At 35.5% G+C, this 20649-nt stretch carries 19 protein-coding genes; 10 read left to right on the forward strand and 9 right to left on the reverse strand.

Annotated features, from left to right (window positions below):
* Positions 1–146 precede the first annotated feature (146 nt).
* Positions 147–1715 (forward strand): ribosomal protection-like ABC-F family protein, encoded by a 1569-nt coding sequence (abc-f, locus tag ACTSKG_RS09640; RefSeq protein WP_464754387.1) that lies wholly within the window; start codon positions 147–149, stop codon positions 1713–1715.
* A gap of 245 nt (positions 1716–1960) precedes the next feature.
* On the opposite strand, the gene ACTSKG_RS09645 is transcribed toward abc-f, so the two are convergent.
* Positions 1961–2509 (reverse strand): RNA polymerase sigma factor, encoded by a 549-nt coding sequence (locus ACTSKG_RS09645; RefSeq protein WP_464754389.1) that lies wholly within the window; start codon positions 2507–2509, stop codon positions 1961–1963.
* Positions 2510–2885: 376 nt separating this feature from the next.
* On the reverse strand, positions 2886–4151 hold the full coding sequence (locus ACTSKG_RS09650) for a hemolysin family protein (RefSeq protein ID WP_464754390.1): 1266 nt from the start codon (positions 4149–4151) through the stop codon (positions 2886–2888).
* 115 nt (positions 4152–4266) lie between these two features.
* On the opposite strand from ACTSKG_RS09650, the gene ACTSKG_RS09655 reads away from it, so the two are divergent.
* The gene (locus ACTSKG_RS09655) at positions 4267–5682 is read left to right on the forward strand and encodes a dipeptidase (protein ID WP_464754391.1); all 1416 of its coding nucleotides are present in this window, start codon (positions 4267–4269) and stop codon (positions 5680–5682) included.
* A gap of 235 nt (positions 5683–5917) precedes the next feature.
* Here ACTSKG_RS09655 and ACTSKG_RS09660 read toward each other — a convergent pair whose 3' ends face one another.
* Complete coding sequence (locus ACTSKG_RS09660) at positions 5918–6496, reverse strand: nitroreductase family protein (RefSeq protein ID WP_464754392.1); 579 nt, start codon at positions 6494–6496, stop codon at positions 5918–5920.
* An 84-nt stretch (positions 6497–6580) separates the two neighbouring features.
* A complete protein-coding gene (locus ACTSKG_RS09665; RefSeq protein WP_464754393.1) occupies positions 6581–8398 on the reverse strand; it encodes a sensor domain-containing diguanylate cyclase in 1818 nt (605 codons plus the stop codon).
* 50 nt (positions 8399–8448) lie between these two features.
* Here ACTSKG_RS09665 and ACTSKG_RS09670 point away from each other — a divergent pair, with 50 nt between their 5' ends.
* Positions 8449–9021 (forward strand): glycerol-3-phosphate acyltransferase, encoded by a 573-nt coding sequence (locus tag ACTSKG_RS09670; protein WP_464754394.1) that lies wholly within the window; start codon positions 8449–8451, stop codon positions 9019–9021.
* A 97-nt stretch (positions 9022–9118) separates the two neighbouring features.
* A complete protein-coding gene (locus ACTSKG_RS09675; RefSeq protein ID WP_464754395.1) occupies positions 9119–9970 on the forward strand; it encodes a DegV family protein in 852 nt (283 codons plus the stop codon).
* A gap of 276 nt (positions 9971–10246) precedes the next feature.
* On the opposite strand, the gene ACTSKG_RS09680 is transcribed toward ACTSKG_RS09675, so the two are convergent.
* Positions 10247–10735: an amidase domain-containing protein gene (locus tag ACTSKG_RS09680; protein ID WP_464754396.1), complete on the reverse strand. Its 489-nt coding sequence runs from the start codon at positions 10733–10735 to the stop codon at positions 10247–10249.
* A 178-nt stretch (positions 10736–10913) separates the two neighbouring features.
* Between ACTSKG_RS09680 and ACTSKG_RS09685 the strand changes: the two genes are divergently transcribed.
* Entirely contained in the window at positions 10914–11936 is a 1023-nt protein-coding gene (locus ACTSKG_RS09685) for a DUF2804 domain-containing protein (protein WP_464754397.1), read from the forward strand.
* A gap of 29 nt (positions 11937–11965) precedes the next feature.
* Here ACTSKG_RS09685 and ACTSKG_RS09690 read toward each other — a convergent pair whose 3' ends face one another.
* Positions 11966–13009: an NAD(P)/FAD-dependent oxidoreductase gene (locus tag ACTSKG_RS09690; protein WP_464754398.1), complete on the reverse strand. Its 1044-nt coding sequence runs from the start codon at positions 13007–13009 to the stop codon at positions 11966–11968.
* Between the two features lie 124 nt (positions 13010–13133).
* Here ACTSKG_RS09690 and ACTSKG_RS09695 point away from each other — a divergent pair, with 124 nt between their 5' ends.
* The 4 genes from ACTSKG_RS09695 to ACTSKG_RS09710 are packed head-to-tail and all read left to right on the forward strand — an operon-like array spanning position 13134 to position 16921.
* Positions 13134–13925: an ABC transporter ATP-binding protein gene (locus ACTSKG_RS09695; RefSeq protein ID WP_464754399.1), complete on the forward strand. Its 792-nt coding sequence runs from the start codon at positions 13134–13136 to the stop codon at positions 13923–13925.
* A 4-nt stretch (positions 13926–13929) separates the two neighbouring features.
* Complete coding sequence (locus ACTSKG_RS09700; protein ID WP_464754401.1) at positions 13930–14859, forward strand: iron-hydroxamate ABC transporter substrate-binding protein; 930 nt, start codon at positions 13930–13932, stop codon at positions 14857–14859.
* A 59-nt stretch (positions 14860–14918) separates the two neighbouring features.
* Positions 14919–15917, forward strand: coding sequence for a FecCD family ABC transporter permease (locus tag ACTSKG_RS09705; protein WP_464754402.1), 999 nt, complete (start codon positions 14919–14921; stop codon positions 15915–15917).
* Positions 15914–16921, forward strand: coding sequence for a FecCD family ABC transporter permease (locus tag ACTSKG_RS09710; RefSeq protein WP_464754403.1), 1008 nt, complete (start codon positions 15914–15916; stop codon positions 16919–16921). Before ACTSKG_RS09705 ends, ACTSKG_RS09710 begins: the two co-directional genes overlap by 4 nt.
* Positions 16922–17303: 382 nt before the next feature.
* Here ACTSKG_RS09710 and ACTSKG_RS09715 read toward each other — a convergent pair whose 3' ends face one another.
* Both ACTSKG_RS09715 and ACTSKG_RS09720 read right to left on the reverse strand, forming a co-directional pair.
* Positions 17304–18020 carry a glycerophosphodiester phosphodiesterase gene (locus ACTSKG_RS09715; RefSeq protein WP_464754404.1) on the reverse strand — a complete coding sequence of 239 codons (717 nt, stop codon included), beginning with the start codon at positions 18018–18020 and terminating at the stop codon, positions 17304–17306.
* Between the two features lie 95 nt (positions 18021–18115).
* Positions 18116–18283 (reverse strand): hypothetical protein, encoded by a 168-nt coding sequence (locus tag ACTSKG_RS09720; protein WP_464754405.1) that lies wholly within the window; start codon positions 18281–18283, stop codon positions 18116–18118.
* A gap of 283 nt (positions 18284–18566) precedes the next feature.
* Here ACTSKG_RS09720 and ACTSKG_RS09725 point away from each other — a divergent pair, with 283 nt between their 5' ends.
* Complete coding sequence (locus ACTSKG_RS09725; RefSeq protein WP_464754406.1) at positions 18567–19865, forward strand: bifunctional DedA family/phosphatase PAP2 family protein; 1299 nt, start codon at positions 18567–18569, stop codon at positions 19863–19865.
* A 49-nt stretch (positions 19866–19914) separates the two neighbouring features.
* Here the strand turns inward: ACTSKG_RS09725 and ACTSKG_RS09730 are convergent, their stop codons facing one another.
* A complete protein-coding gene (locus tag ACTSKG_RS09730; protein ID WP_464754407.1) occupies positions 19915–20619 on the reverse strand; it encodes a DNA alkylation repair protein in 705 nt (234 codons plus the stop codon).
* Positions 20620–20649: the final 30 nt, after the last annotated feature.

The following is a 20649-nucleotide window of genomic DNA, read 5'->3' on the forward strand; positions in this document are numbered from 1 at the left end:
ATATTTCGAAAGTGATACCTAAGACTGTTTTGAAAACGCTTCGCAGTCAGGTACTACTTGCAACGAAGAAAGAAAGCGTTTATCAACAGTCTGAAAGCTCGCAGATTTGTATTCTGCCGAGCTTTCTTTTTTGGAGGAAATAATAGATGAGCTTATTAAACGTAGAAAATTTAGGACATACATTTGGAGATCGCACTCTTTTTAAAGAGGTTTCATTTCGCTTAGTGGAAGGAGAGCATGTTGGACTTGTTGGTGCAAATGGAGTTGGTAAATCAACTTTGATGAACATTTTAACAGGTGAAATTATTTATGATGAGGGTCGTGTTGAATGGTTACCCGGTACACATTATGGATATTTAGATCAACATACTCGTCTTCAACAAGGTCGATCGATGTTTGACACACTTCGAGATGCTTTTTTACCTCTTTACAAAAAAGAAGAAGAGTTGAATGAAATCATAGCAAAAATGGCAGATGCAACTCCAGAAGAATTAGAAGTTCTACTTGAAGAAATGGCAGAAATTCAAGATGCTTTGGATGCTGGTGATTTTTATTCATTGGATATGAAAGTAGAAGAGGTTGCACGTGGGCTAGGATTAGATGCAATTGGTTTAGAGCGTCCAGTTGAAGCACTTTCTGGTGGTCAACGTACGAAGGTTCTTCTTGCCAAGCTTTTATTAGAAAAACCAAAAGTATTATTACTAGATGAGCCTACAAACTATTTAGATGAAGAACATGTGAATTGGCTATCTAACTATCTAAAAAACTATCCACATGCGTTTTTATTAATCTCGCATGATACGGAATTTATGAACGGCATTGTAGATGTCATCTTCCACCTTGAATTCTCGAAGTTGACTCGTTATACTGCATCCTATGATAAATTTTTAGAACTAGCCGAGTTGAATAAAAGACAGCATATTGATGCATATGAAAAGCAACAAGATTTTATTAAGAAGCAAGAGGACTTCATTGCTAAAAATAAAGCACGTTATTCCACAACAGGACGAGCAAAATCTCGTCAAAAACAACTAGACCGTATTGAGCGTATTGACCGTCCAGAAACAGCTGCGAAACCAGAATTTAGTTTTAAAGAATCTCGTAGTTCTGGCCGCTATGTTGTGGAAGCAGATCATTTACAAATCGGTTATGATAACCCACTGCTTCCGCCATTAACGTTCACCATTGAACGCGGTGAAAAAATTGCACTTGTTGGAATGAACGGGATTGGTAAATCTACTTTACTTAAGACGATGTTAGGCAAAATTCCAGCTCTAGGTGGAAAAGTAACACGCGGAGATTTCTTATTCCCTTCTTATTTTGAACAAGAAGTAATAGCCGGGAATATAACACCAATCGAATCTATTTGGGAAACTTACCCTAGCATGGAACAAAACCAAGTTCGTGGCGCACTTGCTCGCACTGGTTTGAAAAGTGAACACATCTCCCGTCCTCTCTCTAGTTTAAGTGGTGGAGAACAAGCTAAAGTGCGATTATGTAAATTGATGATGGAAGAAAGTAACTGGTTAATTTTTGATGAACCTACGAACCATCTAGACATTCATGCAAAAGAAGAATTAAAACGCGCGATGAAAGAATTTAAAGGTACAATCGTCCTTGTAAGCCATGAGCCCGAATTCTACGAAGGCTTAGTAACAAAAGTGTGGAACGTTGAAGAATGGTTCTCTACTGGCAAGGAAGTAATAGAAGAATAAGTGTGTCAACCGACCTCAAGTTATAGAGACTTGGGGTCTTTTTTAATCTATTCAGAACTTTTCCTTACAGTAAAAGGCAATGCGAGACCATTTTATACTCAACAGCAACCAATCCTTCTGTAAAAGAGACCAATTCATACCTAACAGCAACCAATTTAACTATTAAAGAGACCAAATTAACTATTATACTTTTTAAAAACAAAAAGAGCTTCCCAACATTAAAATGTCGGGAAGCCCTTTTCCTATTACACTAAAACTAATGAATCCTTCGCAAGTTCATCATTCATAATTAATTCTTTCAATCGTTGTTTCGCTCTAAATAATCGAGACTTAACGGTACCGATAGAAACTTTCATCACTTCCGCTATTTCAATTAAAGAATATTGATGTACATAGAAATACAAAACTGTTTTTTGATAGATGCCATCTAACTCTGCAACTTTAGAGCGAACAATCTCGCCAACATCTTCTTTTACCAGTTGCTCTTCAACTGATAAAACATCTGCAGCTATTAAATCTAGAATAGAAACGTCTAGTTGTTCTGGCTGATTTGCAATGTATTTACTTCGTCTTGCTTGTTTGCGGTAACGATCACGAAATGTATTCATACAAATAGTAGTTAGCCAGGCTTTTACATGATCTACTTCTTTCATATAAGATTCGTATCTTACCACTTTCATCCATACTTCTTGCATTAAATCTTCTGCATCTATTTGATTTTTAGTTAATTTCAAACATAAAAAATATATGTAACGGTTGTATTCCTCGTATACGCCTTCTATATTTACTTGCATATTTTTTCCTCCGCTCATCTTCTCTTGTTACCTATATAATGCCAAATAACAACCTTTCACTCCATCGGATTCTCTTTCAACTATATTACAAACGTGTAAGTAAAACATTACCAAGTAGCATCTGATAAGTACCACAACTTTCCTCCTCATGCGGTTTACACTTTATAGGAATAGTGCGTACTAGTTGCCGCTGGGATTTTCGCTGCAGGGCGGACGCTTTCCGCCGGGGGAGCGATGATCCATCGCCGACCCTACGCGTTCGCATGCGATGGCTCATCTGTCTCCCTCATCCGGCTGGAGTCGCCGCCCCTTCGCTTCAATCCATCTATAAAGACGCACTATTTCTTTACATGTGGTCATAAAAAAACGCAAGGAGCTATAAACTCTCTTGCGTTTCGGGAAGTATGATTTCTTTTTTTATGATCGTTAATTTTGTAATACGGTTTCGATCCATTTCATTTACTTCGATAAGTAAGTTTTCGTATGAAAACTGCTCGGTCTCTTCAGGTACATGGCCTAGTTGATCTAGAACAAATCCACCAATTGTGTCATTTTCGTTTAGAATGTTAATATCAAATAATTGATTAATTTCTTCAATTTCTATACGTCCAGCACAGACTAATCGATTTTCAGTTATTTCATGAACTAAAATTTCTTCATCATCATCCGTTTCGTCTTCTATTTCTTGTCCAATCATTTCTTCAATTAAGTCTTCATGCGTAACTATTCCAAGTGTTCCACCGTATTCATCTAAGACTATCGCCATATGTTTTTTATGCGTTAGCATTAGTTTAAATACTCTTTCAACACTTAATGTCTGCACTACAAACAACGGATCCTTATCAATAATTTCCTCCAACTTTTTGGATGGATACATCGACCACTCAATAAGTTTTTTGGAATAAAACATCCCTACTATTGTATCCATATCTTCTTCATAAACAGGATATCTCGTATAAAAATGCTCCAGTATCGTATCACGGACTTCTTCATAAGTAGCTTCCAAAGGAATTGCAACCATTTCTGTACGATGCGTAGAAAGCACATCAGATACATCTTTGTTTGGAAAGTCAAGAATTCCCTTTATTCGCTCGGACTCCTCTTCTTCAAACGTCCCATTTGTTGAGGCTATATCTACCATATTTAAAAGTTCTTCTTTTGATATGGTCGTTTCTTTAACAGCACCTTTGGATCCGATTCGAATCATCATATTAATCAGTTCAGCTATTAAAAAAGCTAGTGGTTTAAACAACTTCACAAACAGTCTTATTAATGGTGCCACCTTATAAACAATTGTTTCCGAAAAAGTTGCAGCAATTGTTTTCGGAAGCACTTCAGCAAATAATATTATGACGACAGTCAATGTCACTACAGACCAAACTATATCCCATTGATAATGTTCTGAAATAAGGATTAAAAGCACTGTCATCGCTATGTTCGCTACTGTATTTCCTACCAGAATAGTAATTGTCATACGGTCCGGCTTTAATAAAAGAACAAGTAATTTTTCAGCATCCCTATCTCCTTGTTCTGCTCGCAACCGGACCTTCGTCCTATTAACTGTCATTAATGCTGTTTCACTACCCGATAAAAAAAACGAAACAAGTAGTGCAAAACCTAGTAGTACAAACTCTGTGTACAATTTTGTATCCTCCTAAAATGATAAAGTCGAACAATATTTCTTTTTATTACTATAGCATACTGTGATTTTAGTTGTCACAAATCTTATGCTATACTATTTCTATTCACGAAATTTTATGAAAAGAGGGATTCTAGTGAGCCAATTTTCTACATTAGATAAATATTTTACTGAAAAAAGAGACGCACATTTAGAAGAGTTGAAACAATTCTTACGCATTCCAAGTATTTCTTCTTTATCAGAACATAAGGAAGACATGAAAAAAGGAGCAGAATGGTTAGCAGATTCTTTAACGAAAGCTGGTTTAGAAAATGTAATCGTTGATAGAACAAGTGGACATCCTGTTGTATATGCCGATTGGTTACATGCAGAAGGAAAACCAACGATGCTGATTTATGGTCATTACGATGTACAACCAGTGGATCCATTAAACCTATGGGAAACCGAACCTTTTGAACCACAAGTAAGAGACAATAAATTGTATGCTCGTGGAGCTAGCGATGATAAAGGGCAAGTATTCATGCATGTAAAAGCGATTGAGGCTCTTCTTCAAACAGAAGGAACTCTTCCAGTTAACGTAAAGCTTTTAATTGAAGGCGAAGAAGAAGTAGGTAGTCCTAATTTAGAAGAATATATAGAAAATAATAAAGAAAAACTAGCCGCAGATGTAATCGTCATTTCGGATACTGGAATGCAAGGACCTGGTCAACCAGCAGTTTGTTACGGATTACGCGGTCTTTGTGGCGTGCAAATTGATGTTAAAGGCGCAAAAAGCGATCTTCACTCTGGTTTGTATGGTGGTGGGGTTCAAAACTCGATTCATGCACTTGTATCCATTTTGGATTCTTTCCGTGATGCAGAAGGCACTATCGAAGTAGAAGGTTTTTATGAAAATGTCCGTCCTTTATTAGAAGAAGAAAGAGAAGCATACAAAGCACTAGGTTTCGATGAAGAAGAACTGAAAAAAGAGATTGGCGTGGACGAATTATTCGGAGAAAAAGGCTATTCTCATTTAGAACGCGTTTGGGTTCGTCCAACTTTAGAAATTAACGGTGTATTCGGTGGATTTTCCGGGGAAGGGATTAAAACAGTTTTACCAAGTGAAGCTGGAGCTAAAATCACGTGTCGTTTAGTACCAGACCAAGATCCAGATGAAATTGTTGCTAAACTTAGAGCACATATTGAAAAGAATAAACCAGCTGGTGTCACAGTGACTTTAACTGAATTTGATAAAGGAAAACCATTTATCACACCATTCGATCATCCAGCAATTCAGGCGGCTGGTCGTAGCTACGAAAAAGTATACAATGTACCAACAGCATATACACGCGGTGGTGGCTCCATCCCTATCGTTGCAGCTTTCGACGAAATTCTAGGCTTACCAGTAGTGCTAATGGGATTCGGCTTATCGACTGAAAACTTCCATGCACCAAACGAGCATTTCCATTTAGAAAACTTCGATCAAGGCTTACGTGTAATCGGAGACTACTATTACGAGCTTGCAGAACTTTCAAAAGAAGATCTAAAAAAATAATGCTTATTAAACCACATGGATTTCTAAGATCCATGTGGTTTTTTAGTTACATAATTAGAGTTATCTATAAGTCTTATTATAGGGAGAAATAATTGCGGTACTACTTAAACTGGTCTTGGGTAGGTGCCATTTGGTTGCGGGGACTCAAACTAGTCTCGGTTGATAGCTCCACTTCTTTTTTTAGTAGTTAAAAAATAAATGGCTATCTCTATGCGAGATAGCCATTTCCATTTACTTATTGTTGCTTTTCAAATATCGTAATTAATTCTTCCACACTTTTACGTGGTTTTGGTTTAGGCATTTCATCGAAGTATCCGACTTGAAACATGCTAATGATGCGCTCTCCTGGTTTAATACCAAGTGCTTCTCGGAATTTTGGATTATCTAAAAATCCTGGTGTTTTCCAACAAGACCCGATTCCTCGGTCCCAAGCGAGCAATTGTACATTTTGTACTAGCATACTGGCTGCAGCATAATCCTCTAGTCTCTCCTTCTGACGTGGGTCTTCAGGAACGATTACAAATACATATCCACCAGGTGTTGTAAATTTTTTCATTTGTTTTTCTAAATCGTCTTCTGGAAGCTCTTTCCATTTTGGAATCGCAAATTCTTTTAACACGTCATATAATTCTACTTGCTCTTTTCCACAAGCAATAACAAAGCGCCATGGCTGTCTTAACTGATGATTTGGTGCCCATATTGCGTCTTCTAAGATAGCTAATAATGTTTCTCTTTCTACTGGTTGACCGTTAAATTGCTTTATGGAACGTCGTTGAATAATCGCATCGCGAACAGTTAATGATTGACCTATCATTTTTTGAAAAACTCCCTTTTAATAAACGTGAATGATTATTAACATCATACCAATTAATTTAGTGCAATAACAGTCTTGCTTTTTTCATAGCACAGTTACACGGTTTTTTCCGTTTTTCTTTGATTCATAAAGTGCTTTGTCCGCTCGCTCAATTAATTCTTCTTTTTGTTTAAATGAATGATGTTCCGTCGATGAAACACCAACACTAATTGTGACATAATTATCGTCAAACGCACTTGAAATCTTTTGTTCCTCTATTAATAATCGTAGGTTTTCTGCAAAATGTGTAGCTTCTTGTAATGAAACACTTGGTAAAACGACCGCAAATTCCTCTCCCCCATATCTTGCTACAAATGTGTAACCACTGCACATTTCTTTCACTAGCTGAGAGTAGTGGATTAATAATTCATCTCCTGCAATATGTCCTTTGTTGTCGTTATAAATTTTAAAATTATCTACATCGATCATTAGTAGAGACAAATGCTGATTGGAAGAAAATGCTTCCTTGAAGTATTTCCCCACATATTCATTAAAATATCTTCTATTATAGATCCCCGTCAAACCATCTACTAGGGTCAACTTTTTCAACTCGTCATTCTTTTGTTTTAATTCCTCTGTTCTTTCTTTAATTCTGTCATCTAACGATTCGTTTAGTTGTTGTAAATCAATGGACAAATTCTCCGCTTCTTCGAATTTGCGAGCATATTCTTTACTTAGATTGATTGACTGTATTAGTACATATAAAAAGAATCCAATTGTTGTAAAAGGAATGGAATGAATCCAATTTAGATAGAGTAATACATCATTTATTACAGAACTAAAAAATATTAAATTCGCTAATAAATTCACAAAAATAGTAGGCCTTTTTCTTTTATATGCTAAAATTAGCACATATAAGATGTAAAACATAAGGATAGTAATCAGTATAAAAAAGTAATTTAAAAGTGGCTGATAAAAGATTGGCTCCGCTAACATTGTGACGGTCATAGCAATAAAAGAAATGATTATACCTATAAAAACTGGTGTTTTTTTCATTTCTTTAGGATACATTGTTCGCACAAAAAATAAATATAGAATGAAAAGGATGTAAATACAAATAATTTCAAAGCGATTCGCACAAATCCAAGGAATCTTAGCGACAAAATGGTTAAAATAATACGGTGGTTTTAGTATGGAATATAAAGAAATGAAAATACTTATCAAACCAAAATAAAGGAATACTTTGTCTTTCCTTCTAAAAAAGAAAATAAATAATTCATAAATTCCCATAACCAATATGGAACCTATAATGAACATTGTATAAGCTAAAGTATTTTCATATGTTCTTGTAACTTGTTCTGAAGTTCCAAAATAAATTGGCTTCGTTGCACCACCTATCGGATTTATAAAATTTGAAATATGTAAAACAATATTTATTACTTTATTCCTCGGTGTAAAGTATACTAAACGATTTGAATAATTAGGTTCACTTGTTTGAAGACTTGTGCCAACATAACCATTAGAAGCTACCCTAGCTCCATCTATTAAAAGAGTGTATGATGTATCCTGGTTTGTCGTTGCAATTGCTAAAGTATTGCCCACTTTCTCTTCTGGTATTATGACCTTTAAATAATAAGTTCCGTAACCAATGGAGGTTCCTACTGTGTCTTCCCAATTGGATGGTACTGTCACTGTTGCTTGTGTGTTTTGGCTAGTCCTATCCTGGATCTCTTTTTCAGTTAACAATTCTTTCCAAAAGAACTTCCATTCTCCATTTAGTTGAATTAACTCCGTACTAGTGAAGTCTTCTCTACTTAATATTAACTCTCCATTTTTGGCCGTTGGATGTGCAGCAGTTTGTGGATTACAGGATGCTAATATAAATAATATTAGTAAAAATAATAGTAAAACTCTTGTTTTCAAACTTAGTAACCTCTCTCTACTTTCACAAACAAATTATTTGGGGTGATGTAATGTATTTTTATTGGTTTATTAGCTATATGATTGGTAACTTCCTTACCGCTTGGTGGGTAGGCAAATGGAAAAAAACTGATTTACGAACGATGCGTAGTGGAAATTTAGGTGCAAGAAATGCTGGTGCAGTTCTTGGAAAAACGGCTTTTTTTCTAACTTTTTTAGGCGATGCACTAAAAGGAATTCTAATTATATATTTCGGCTTTTATTATCACTTTTCCTTAGTTATAGTTGCAATTGGCGGATTATTAGTTATATTAGGTCATCTTTTTCCTTTTTGGCTAAGATTTAAGGGTGGTAAAGGAATTGCAACTTTTGTTGGAGTAGCATTAGCTTATAATTCTCTGTTATTTGCTATATTGGCGTTATTTTTTGCCCTTTTACTACTAATTATTAGAAGTGCCACATTGAGCATGTTTTTAGCTTTTCTTTCTTACGCACTCATATGTTTAGTAAATCCATCATTATATCATGCATGGCCACTTTCCATAGCAGTTATATTCATTCTCATACGGCATCGATATGATTTAGCGGAATCTTGGAATACTCGGTGGTGGAAAAGACAGCCATAATTATTATCTATAATATAGTAATTTTACAATGGTTATTAAGGATATGACAGATATTATGCTATAATTAATTAACTAATTTATTGAATAGGGTGTTTTTATGTCTAAGAAAAAAATAGCTTGGGTAGTAGATAGTAGCGCATATGTAAATACTTTGCTTCAAGAGCATCCTGATGTGTATATTATTCCCCTCTATATATCTTTTGGTCAACAACAGTTTATAGACGGAGTTGATTTAACTTCTGAACAACTGTATGAACGAATTCGAAATGGTACTGAAAATGCAAAAACTTCCCAACCATCTTCTGGTGAATTTGCAGAACTTTATACAAAGCTTAGCAAAGAATATGAATCAATTATTGCTATCCATGTTACCAAGAGTTTAAGCGGAACTATATCTTCTTCTATGAATGGTGCTGAGATCGCACAAGTTCAAGTGGAGTGTATCGATTCTCTATCATTATCTGCAGGAATTACAGGTTTAGTAGAAAAAGGTTTGCTTTTGGAAGAACAAGGACTGTCTTTTGAAGAAATTGCATTCACTTTAAGAAAAGAAGCAACTAAATTTCGTAATTACATTTTAATTGGTAACCTAACCCAGCTTTATAAAGGTGGCAGACTTAGTAGTGCCCAGTTTTATCTTGGTAGTTTGTTAAAAATAAAGCCCATTATCCAAATCAACAACAAAGGTGAATTAAAAGAACTGGATAAAGTTAGATCCCATAAAAAAGCTATACAATATCTTATCAATAAAGTAATTGAATCTGAACAATCAGAGGGTGTAGATCTAGTATACATTATGCACGCCAATGCAATAGAACAAGCGATTGCTTTAAAAAATGATCTTCAGCACCAATCTCCCAATCTTCAGGTATCAATTGGGGAAATTAGCACCGCTTTAGCAGTTCATGCAGGTGAAGAAACTTTAGCAGTATTGTGGTATGTAAAATAATTAGTAACGCGAAAGCGTCTTTTGAGTCCACCTTGGCTTCCCTAATTCCTGAGTGCTTTGGACGAAATATTGGTTACACTACTACCATTAGAAGTATGGATCGTGAAGTGACTTCGCGATCTATTTTTTCGGTAATCTTGCTGCGAATGAAATAAAGGAAAATCGTGGAGCCTATTCGTAATATCAACTGAACTTCTCGCAACATTCCCATGTATATGAGCAATATATAAAAAAGTGTAACTAAACATCCATCGTTTGGTTACACTTTTCGTTCGGTTAGAAGTTGTCTTTTACATGAAAGAAAATATAACTTGTTTTTGGTGTATGTGCATAAGAATCTTCGTAGTTCCAATACCTGTCTCTACTATTATTTGTATGTGCATTTACATAGGGCATACCATCTTTGATACTGGTTACAATCGTCGAGTGATCGTATCTACCATCTCCTTCAAAATCATAAAAAATAAGATCTCCCGGTATTAATTTCGAAGGAGAATCCACTTGGGTCGCTTGTAAACCCTTTGTTGACTTTGCCAAATACCATCGTAATCCGTGTGGAGTGCTCCAGCTATAGCTCCACGAGTGATTTCCAAGCCACCAACCTTTTCCCCTGTTTGGTTGCCCTCTCATGGGAGCACCACCTGCAAATAAACATTGGGAAATATAATTTGTACAATCCACATCGAATATCGGAAACTTAGGATTATTACTATTCCACCATTTTTGTGCATAGGCTACTGCTGCGGCACGGTTATATGTTGCCAATTATCCACCTCCTTCTCTTCTGTTTATATGATTTCGTTTAAAATATATGCTAGTATTGATTCAATGAATCCTATTTTATTTTTCAAAACAAAAATTTAACAAGAAAAGTTATGTAGTTTAGAAAGAAACTGAGTAGAAAAGTTTATTTTTCTAATTAGTTTGGAAAGGAAGATGGCTAATGCCACAACATGCAGAGAAAGAAATTACATTACCTACTTTCCTTTGTGATGAAAAAGGCAATTTAAATCCAAAAGCGATTGGATATGCGAAGAAGCCAATCATTGAAAGCAATTTAAAAGGACACTATATGCGGAAGAAAAAGTGGAATTATTGGTGTGTGTTTGGAGATGAAATCCTTTTTTCTGCAACGATTAGTCACTTAGATTATGCAGCAGTTTGCTTTGTATATTTTTTAAATTATGAAACGCAACGTTACGTTGAAAAGACGGTAACAATTCCTTTAGGAAATAAAGTGAAAATGCCTACTCAGATTTTGGAAAGTGTTCAGTTACATTCAAAAGAAATGTCAATTCAGCTTTTATATATACAAAATGAAACTCATATGACGGTTACCATACCTAACTTCGATGGGGATTTTTTACATGCTGATTTACATATTTCACACCCTTTGGATGATGAATCACTAAATGTTGTCATTCCATGGAGTCGGACACAGTTTCAATTTACAGCGAAGCATCATCTATTGCCTACTACCGGTTTCGTAAAAATTGGAGATGCTCGTTATTCTTTTCAAGCAGAGGATAATTTCTCTGTGCTCGATTATGGCAGAGGTGTTTGGCCACGTGAAGCTTTATGGAATTGGGGTTTTGCTTCCCAACGTGTCGGTTCCAAACGAATTGGACTGAACTTTGGAGGGAAATGGACAGATGGAACTGGGATGACGGAAAACGGAATTTTCATCGATGGTAAGCTAACTAAAATTCACGAAGATTTATTATTTACCTATAATTCAAATGATTTCATGCAACCTTGGACAATAAAAACTAAGTTTTCAAATGAAGTGAATTTAACTTTCACTCCATTTTTCCACAGAATTGCAAAAACAAATGTAAAGCTTGTCACTTCAAACGTCCATCAAATGGTAGGATATTATAGCGGAAAAATCCAGTTAGAAAATGGTCCATCCCTTCATATTCATCAATTGCTTGGGTGTATTGAGGAACATAAAGCTAAGTGGTAAAAAGCTGAGCGATTTAACTCAGCTTTTTTTTATTGAATAAGTTGTTTGATTAATTGTCTATTTCTTTCCTTAAAAACTTCATTATGAGACGAAACCATTGCAGTATTATCTGCATCTGGTTGAATATATTGTTTTGCTTGATTCACCGCATTTGCAGCATCATGGAAAGTGCCTGCAATTAAATACAGCTTTCCTGGATGTTGTAAAATGTCACCTGCAGCGTATACTCCCTCGACGGAAGATTCACTCAAACTCGTGCCAGCTACATAAAAGTTTTCAGCAATTTGGATATCTATTTTACTATTCGTTAAAAGATTTGCATCTTGCTCATATCCATGATTGATGACCACTTCATCTATATCTAAATAGGATATTTCCCCTGTTTCATGATTAGTTAATACAACTTGTTGAATAACGTCATGATTCTCACTTGCTATTAGTTTGGAAATAGTTGTATTGAAGTAACAAGTTATAGAACTTTCAACCAGTTGAGTTATTTGAGCTTCATGACCATTCAGGGCATCTTTTCTGTATGTCACAAATACTTTTTTAGCAATTGGTTCTAATTCATTTGCCCAGTCGATCGCGGCATTTCCTCCACCTGAAATAATAACTGTTTTATCTTTGAAGTGTTGCAAAGATTTTACTGTATAATTTAAATTCCCAACTTCGAATCGTTCTGCTCCTTCTATTTCAAGCTTTGTTGGCTTTAATATTCCACTGCCTACAGCTATTATAATGGTTTTAGAATAATGCTTCTGTCCTGAAACTGTATGTAAAACAAAATTTCCATTCTCATCTTTAGCAATGGATTCCACTTTCTCATTTAACACTACTTCCGGATCAAATGTGAGTCCTTGTTGTATTAATTGGCCCATTAATCTTTCTCCTGAAATTGGTGTTTGTCCACCAACATCCCAAATCATTTTCTCTGGATATACGTGAATTTTTCCGCCCAATTGTGTTTGATATTCAATAATTTTTGTTTTCATTTCTCTTAAACCACTATAAAAAGCAGAATAAAGTCCTGCTGGTCCTCCACCTATTATTGTCACATCAAATAAATTTTTCATTTCCTTCAGTCTCCCACCAAAAAAAGTAATTGTTGACACCTTGCATTTTATTAAATATAGTAACATATGATAATGATAATCGTTATCAATTATTAACGCAACTAATAGATTGGAGGTATAGTGTATGGTTCGTCTTTATACAGATGATTTGTCTATTGGCTATGGTGATAGGTTAATTGTAAAAGAATTATCTGTTGAAATACCTGATCAAAAAATTACTACGATTATTGGACCAAATGGTTGTGGTAAATCTACTTTGCTTAAAGCAATTACACGAATCATTGCTCATCAGTCTGGTTCTGTCGTACTTGATGGAAAAAATGTTGCAATGGAAAATACGAAACAACTTGCAAAAAAGATGGCTATTTTACCTCAAACACCTGAAAGTGCAAGTGGACTTACTGTTGGTGAACTTGTTTCCTACGGACGATTTCCTTATCAAACAGGCTTCGGACGGCTTACAAAAAAGGATTTTGAAGTAATTGAATGGGCACTCCAAGTAACTGGTACAAGCGAGTTTAAATATTCCCCTGTCGATGCCCTATCCGGAGGACAACGTCAACGAGTTTGGATTGCCATGGCTCTCGCTCAAGAAACTGAAATAATTTTTTTAGATGAACCAACTACTTATTTAGATATGGCTCATCAACTAGAAGTACTAGAATTGCTTCAGAAGCTTAACCAAGACGAAAAACGTACTATTGTTATGGTTTTGCATGATCTCAATCAAGCGGCGCGCTTTGCGGATTATATCATTGCATTAAAAGCCGGAGAAATTGTTAAAGCCGGGAACTGTCACGAAGTTATTACGCAAGAAGTATTACAAGATGTGTTCCATATAGATGCTGAAATCGGTGAAGATCCAAGAACAAATAAACCAATGTGCATTACATACAATTTACTCAAAGGAGAATAACAAGATGAAAAAATTATTACTACCTATATTATTTTTGTTTGTACTAATTTTAGGAGCTTGTGGTAATGATTCTACTGATACCAAAACAGAATCGAAAGCATCGGAAGAAAAAGAAGAACCAACGACAATTACTTATCAGTCTGAAGAAGGTCCTATAGACGTGCCCGCAAATCCTAAGCGTGTAGTTGTCGTATCATCTTTTGCTGGTAACGTAGCAGCTCTTGGGGTAAAAATGGTTGGCGTAGATTCATGGTCTAAACAAAATCCACGATACGATAGCTATTTATCTGGTGTCGAAGAAGTATCAGAAGAGAACTTAGAAAAAATTATTGAACTAGACCCGGATTTAATCATCGGTCTTTCTACTGCACAAAACTTAGATAAATTAAAAGAAATTGCACCAACAGTTACATTCACTTATGGAAAATTAGATTATTTAACACAGCATTTAGAAATAGGAAAACTTTTAAACAAAGAAAAAGAAGCACAGGATTGGATTAATGACTTTAAAGAACGTACTAAATCTGCTGGTGAAGAGATTAAAGCGGTTATCGGCAAAGATGCTACTGTTTCAGTAATCGAAAACTTTGACAAACAATTATATGTATTTGGAGATAACTGGGGACGCGGAACTGAAGTACTTTATCAAGCTATGGGATTAGCAATGCCTGAGAAAGTCAAAGAGATGGCATTAAAAGATGGATATTATGCATTATCATTAGAAGTTTTACCTCAATTTGCTGGTGATTATGTTATTTTCAGTAAATCATCCGATCAAGATAACTCTTTCCAAGATACAGATGTTTACAAAAATATTCCAGCAGTTAAGAATAATCAAGTATTTGAAGCAAATGCGAAGGAATTTTATTTTAATGATCCAATTTCATTAGACTACCAACTTGATTTCTTCAAAAATCACTTTTTAAGTAAGTAATGATTAAGGAGGAATTCGAGCTAAGAATTCCTCCTTAATTATTGAGAAAGGAACGTAATATGAAATCTTCTGCTCATTTCAGTATAAAGTTCATTGTCGGTTTGGCTTTTCTATTCGCTATGTTTATCGTCGCTATGATATTTGGGGCAGCTCAAACATCGACCCAGGATTTATGGCATGCAATGTTTTCAAATTTGAAAAATGATCAAATCAATATTCTTCGTGAAATTCGTCTACCTCGAGAAGTTGCAGCGATTATCGTTGGAGCCGCACTTGCTGTATCTGGAGCTATTATGCAAGGAATAACGCGCAATCCTTTGGCAGATCCAGGCTTACTCGGACTTACTTCTGGAGCAAATGCTGCACTTGCTATAACGATTGCACTTCTGCCTGTTTCAAACTATTTAGGCATTACAATTGCGTGCTTCATTGGAGCTGCTGTAGGCGCTGTTATGGTATTCAGCATTAGCGCTGCGAAAAAAGGAGGCTTCTCTCCATTACGAATTGTACTTGCTGGAGCCGCTGTTTCTGCTTTTTTATATGCAATTGCAGATGGTGTTGGAATTTATTTTAAAGTTTCAAAAGATGTCTCCATGTGGACGGCAGGTGGTTTAATAGGTACCTCTTGGAAACAGTTAGAGATTATCAGTCCTTTTATTGGTATTGGTATATTAGTTGCTCTGTTACTCTCTAGACAACTTACTATTTTGAGTCTAAATGAAGAGGTTGCTGTTGGACTTGGTCAGAAAACTGCTCAAATTAAAATGATTCTTTTTATTGTAGTTATATTACTAGCTGGAGCATCTGTAGCAATAGTCGGTAATATGGCTTTCGTTGGATTAATGGTACCTCATATCGTCCGGGCTGTGGTCGGAACTGATTATCGATTTATCATTCCGATGTCAGTTGTAGTAGGCGCTATTATGATGTTGATCGCTGACACACTTGGCCGTACTATAAACATTCCTTATGAAACTCCCGTTGCAGCGATCATAGCAATAATGGGACTACCTTTCTTCCTTCTCATTGTGCGCAAAGGAGGAAGTGTATTCCAATGATCCAATCTCAGCTATTAAAAAAACAACGAATTCTCCTACTAATTTTACTTGCCCTAATTGTGTTAACTGCATTAATTAGCGCTGGAATTGGTTACTCTTCTTTATCATTTAATCGACTTTTACCAACCATATTAGGTAATGGGACGTTTAAAGAAGAATTTGTTTTATTTTCGGTTCGCTTACCACGGATTGTTATTACAATTCTTGCAGGAATGGCATTGGCTCTATCTGGAGCAATCTTACAAGGCATTACACGCAATGATTTGGCTGACCCAGGTATTATTGGAATAAACGCTGGAGCTGGAGTTGCAATAGCTCTATTTTTCTTATTTTTCCCTATACAGCCAGGTTCTTTTGTATATATGCTTCCTGTTGTGGCATTTATCGGAGCCATACTCACTGCATTTTTTATTTACATACTATCTTATAACCGAAAAGTAGGCTTGCAGCCAGTCCGCTTAATACTTGTCGGTATTGGTTTTTCTATGGCATTATCGGGTTTGATGATTGTACTTATTTCATCAGCAGAGCGTCAAAAAGTAGATTTTATCGCAAAATGGTTAGCAGGTAACATTTGGGGGTCTGATTGGCCATTTATATTAGCACTTTTACCATGGCTAATCGTTCTTATCCCTTTCACTTTTTATAAAGCAAATAGGTTAAATCTTCTAGGATTAAGTGAACCTGTAGCTGTTGGAGTTGGAGTATCCATTGAGAAGGAACGAATTGTTCTCTTGCTTGCCGCTGTTGCACTTGCAGCATCTGCGGTTTCCGTTACGGGAGGTATTGCTTTTATCGGATTAATGGCTCCGCATATCGCGAAGTCACTAGTCGGTCCAAGACATCAATTGTTTATGCCAATTGCTATATTAATTGGCGGTTGGTTATTACTTTTTGCAGATATGATTGGTCGAAATATTGTTGAGCCAAATGGAATTCCAGCCGGAGTTATGGTTGCTTTAATTGGAGCTCCTTACTTTATGTACTTATTATTGAGAAAATAAGAACAGCGCAAGCATACTTTTAGTGCATCTTGGCTTCACTAATTCTTTAGTGCTTTGGACGAAACATGCCCTACACTATTACCTGTGGTTTTTAAAGAATTTGGATGTATGCATCAAGCCGATTCCTTCTTTGAGAGCGGGGATAGTGTATTGATTTACTTGCTAATCCCTAAGAAATTGCTGCCCTCCGCTTCTAATAAGGAAAAACTATATATGTCTGACTCTCAAACGTCCGCCTGTATCGGAAATCAAATTGTTCATGGCATTAAAATTTATATGCTTTCTTTTAAAAAAAAAGGATATCTCTATCGTCTTTTGATTAACGACGAGTGAGATACCCTCTTTTTAATCGTCTGTTTCATTTCTAGAGATACTGATTTTTTTAGCACAAAAACTGGTACATTCTTTCAGGAAAATCTGTAAAAATAGCGTTGACACCAATTTCTTGTAGCTTATTTGCATAGATTTCGTCATTCACAGTAAATACACGAAATTGTCTTCCACTATCTATAACTTCTTTCCCCATTGCTCTAAAAGCTGTTGGAAAAAACGCATGTAATGCATCTGCTCCAACTATAGTTGCATACTCATCAGGTTTTATCATGACTTCCATAAATAAAATAGCTGTTTCAATATGAGGCGCAAGCATTTTAAAGTTCCTCACCATTTCATGATTAAAAGATGAAATAACGACTCTGCTTTCTAATCTATAATCCTTTAACATTTGATAAACTGTATCTTCCATTCCCACATACGGAAAAACATCTGATTTCAATTCTATGTTCAAATGGTGATGTGTATCTTTAAAAACGTAAAGTACTTCTCTTAAGGTAGGAATTTTTTCCCCTTTAAACTTAGTAGAAAACCATCCACCAAAATCATAGCCTTTTAATTCTGCAAGCGTCTTATCCTTAACATAACCATGTCCATTCGAAGTACGATCAATGGATTCATCATGAATAACTACAAGTTCTCCATCTTTCGATTGATGAACATCAAACTCTACACCATGCACAGGAAGTGATGCTACCTCTCTAAAAGAAGCAATTGTATTTTCTGGATGCGTCCCTGCCGAACCTCTATGAGCGTATATTTTCACTTGAAAACCTCCCCACCAATTTACTCTTTAAATCATTATATACTGGTAGAACAAATAAAAAACCTCATACAAATATAGAAATGATATAAGACTAATTACTTTCTAGGTGGAATAGGAATATATTTCAACTTAGGTGGTCGTGCTTTTTTTAATATAATCCATTGCAAACTCGTTTGTACTTTCTTTCTTACGTAAGTAAAAGGTAAAAAATTCAACCGTTTTTTCGAAACTCTCATTGTTACATGGTGTTCATTTAAACCCAATAGTATCTCTCCTTTTCGATTGAATGGTCTCTTCCCATTCATCTTAAAAGAAGTTTATGAAATGGATATGGGAGTTATGTTTAGTGTTTGTAAATCTAAAACGAATACGAGATAAAGCGGGTAATAGAGAATAAATAAATGAACGATTATTATTTCAAATCTCTTCAATTGTTAAAAAAAAGATTATTGCCTTATAATGAATTTATTAAATAACTCAAATTATCATGATAATTATTAGATAACCTTCTTTCAATCGAATTAACATACAATCCTGGAGGGCGACATGGCACACTTCATACAAAGTTTAATGGAACAATACGGATACTATGTGCTTGGCATTTCACTCTTCCTTGAACTACTTGCTTTACCTTTACCTGGAGAAGTTCTGATGACTTATGCTGGAATGATGGTTTTTCAGGGGCATTTTAGTTTGGTGGTAAGCATTCTAACAGCTGGGATTGGCACTTCATTGGGAATGACAATTTCTTATTGGATTGGTATGAAATTAGGGCCTAGCTTTTTTGAAAAGCATGGCCATAAAATACATTTCGGCCCCGAAAAGTTAAAGAAGACGTCAGTATGGTTTGAACGCTTTGGAGTGAAACTACTCGTAATTGCATTCTTCATCCCTGGTATTCGTCATATTACTGGTTATTTCTCCGGCATTACACGTATGCCTTTTCGAACATATGCCTTATATGCTTATATAGGTGCTTTTTTATGGGTATCAACCTTTATTTCACTAGGAAAGATTCTTGGTCCCAAGTGGGAACTGTACCATAAAACAATTTCAAAGTATTTAGTGATCATTGGAATTATCTTAGTTTTACTGACCCTTATGTACTATTTATTTAATAAGTATCAAGAAAAACTGTACGTTTCAATCTCTATACTACTTAACAAGTTGATTGAAACTTTTCGATCATTAAGGAAAGTTCGTTTTTTACTCCTTTTCTCATTTATCTTGTTTCTAACGCTTTTCTTCTTGATGGTAAGCTTAATTCAAGATTTCTTAGCAAATGAATTTGCTGAGTTTGACAATATAACTACCTTTATCGTACATTCTATTTTCGATGAAAGCTGGAAGGCTTGGATGATAAGATTTTCCTATTTAGATTCTATTTATCTGCTTTTCACCATTTCTCTCATAACATTTATTTTCATCATGATCCAAAAAGAAAATCGTTTGTTGGATGCATCCTTTTATCTTTTCGTTTTACTTGGTGGTTCATTTCTAACAGAAATATTATCTAACTTTTTCCTTCGTGTTGGTCCAAGTCTATTACCTGAGTCATTTCCAAGTGAACAAACACTCATGACAGTGACTTTTTTTGGCTTTACATCTTTTCTTTTCGCTCGATATATTCACATAACATGGATTAAGACAGGCGCGTTTCTTTTGGTAATTGGAGTCTCATTTTTAGTAGGACTCAGTCAAATTTATTTTAATAATCATTTCCCAAGTGATGTAGTAGCTGGTTACGTTTTTGGAGGAGTCTGGGTCAGCTTAAATGTGATTTTGTTAGAAATATTTCGTTTTGTAAAATTAGAATCAATGAAAACTAATACGAAAGGGGACTGACACCGATAAAATGAAGCGGCAGCCCTCGTTTCGCGATGCGAGGCTAGTTTTAACATCTTACATACTTGCGTTTAAAACCAAGCTTTCCTTTATCAAATTTTTGAATACTTTCGTAAGCATTTAGGAAACTGCTTTTTTTCATGTCCCGTTTGACTTCTACTGTACCTATTGCCTTTGCGGTCTCTACTGCCTTTTCATGGAGCGGCAAATATGAAATACCGACGGTGTATAAAAAATTATTCATAGCCGATTTCGTCCGTTCTGGAGAATTGTGAATCTTATTTTTCACATTATCAAGCATAATGGAAATTTTGCTTTCTGAAAATTCAACGTCTAGTCGATTTCCTAAAAGCCAGCAGTAGCAACTCCAGCCAGCTGACATTCTCAACTCTTCACCACTTGCAATCCATTTGTCAGCAACTTCTTGGGCAATATCTGACTCAGATAAAGTTACGGACACTACAAAATCGGACAACATATAAAAATACGCCGCATCCATCCAACGATTATAATCCGACTCAGTCATGGCTTTTGGGTCTGCAATAATGCCTGCAAAGTACATTGCATCGTAGTTCCCTGTGGCATATAGCTCTTCAGCTAAACGTTGACTTATTTTTATTTTCTTTGCGATTGGTTTCATAGCGCCTGTAGCCACGCCAAAAAGTGGTTCTTGTGCACCATTGGATATGTATATTTTTTTAGTTCGTTCCTTGCCAAGGGCTTCAAGCTCATGCATAACCATTTCTAAATTCATCGTTTTAGCACTTCCTTCTTTTTATTTGCC

The organism is Psychrobacillus syltrankelensis (assembly GCF_055454035.1).

Excerpts from the sequence above, each read along its gene's own strand:
- abc-f (WP_464754387.1), top strand. The coding sequence starts at position 147 with ATGAGCTTATTAAACGTAGAAAATTTAGGACATACATTTGGAGATCGC.
- ACTSKG_RS09645 (WP_464754389.1), bottom strand. The coding sequence starts at position 2,509 with ATGCAAGTAAATATAGAAGGCGTATACGAGGAATACAACCGTTACATA.
- ACTSKG_RS09655 (WP_464754391.1), top strand. The coding sequence starts at position 4,267 with ATGAAAAGAGGGATTCTAGTGAGCCAATTTTCTACATTAGATAAATAT.
- ACTSKG_RS09660 (WP_464754392.1), bottom strand. The coding sequence starts at position 6,496 with ATGATAGGTCAATCATTAACTGTTCGCGATGCGATTATTCAACGACGT.
- ACTSKG_RS09670 (WP_464754394.1), top strand. The coding sequence starts at position 8,449 with ATGTATTTTTATTGGTTTATTAGCTATATGATTGGTAACTTCCTTACC.
- ACTSKG_RS09675 (WP_464754395.1), top strand. The coding sequence starts at position 9,119 with ATGTCTAAGAAAAAAATAGCTTGGGTAGTAGATAGTAGCGCATATGTA.
- ACTSKG_RS09685 (WP_464754397.1), top strand. The coding sequence starts at position 10,914 with ATGCCACAACATGCAGAGAAAGAAATTACATTACCTACTTTCCTTTGT.
- ACTSKG_RS09690 (WP_464754398.1), bottom strand. The coding sequence starts at position 13,009 with ATGAAAAATTTATTTGATGTGACAATAATAGGTGGAGGACCAGCAGGA.
- ACTSKG_RS09695 (WP_464754399.1), top strand. The coding sequence starts at position 13,134 with ATGGTTCGTCTTTATACAGATGATTTGTCTATTGGCTATGGTGATAGG.
- ACTSKG_RS09700 (WP_464754401.1), top strand. The coding sequence starts at position 13,930 with ATGAAAAAATTATTACTACCTATATTATTTTTGTTTGTACTAATTTTA.
- ACTSKG_RS09705 (WP_464754402.1), top strand. The coding sequence starts at position 14,919 with ATGAAATCTTCTGCTCATTTCAGTATAAAGTTCATTGTCGGTTTGGCT.
- ACTSKG_RS09710 (WP_464754403.1), top strand. The coding sequence starts at position 15,914 with ATGATCCAATCTCAGCTATTAAAAAAACAACGAATTCTCCTACTAATT.
- ACTSKG_RS09725 (WP_464754406.1), top strand. The coding sequence starts at position 18,567 with ATGGCACACTTCATACAAAGTTTAATGGAACAATACGGATACTATGTG.
- ACTSKG_RS09730 (WP_464754407.1), bottom strand. The coding sequence starts at position 20,619 with ATGAATTTAGAAATGGTTATGCATGAGCTTGAAGCCCTTGGCAAGGAA.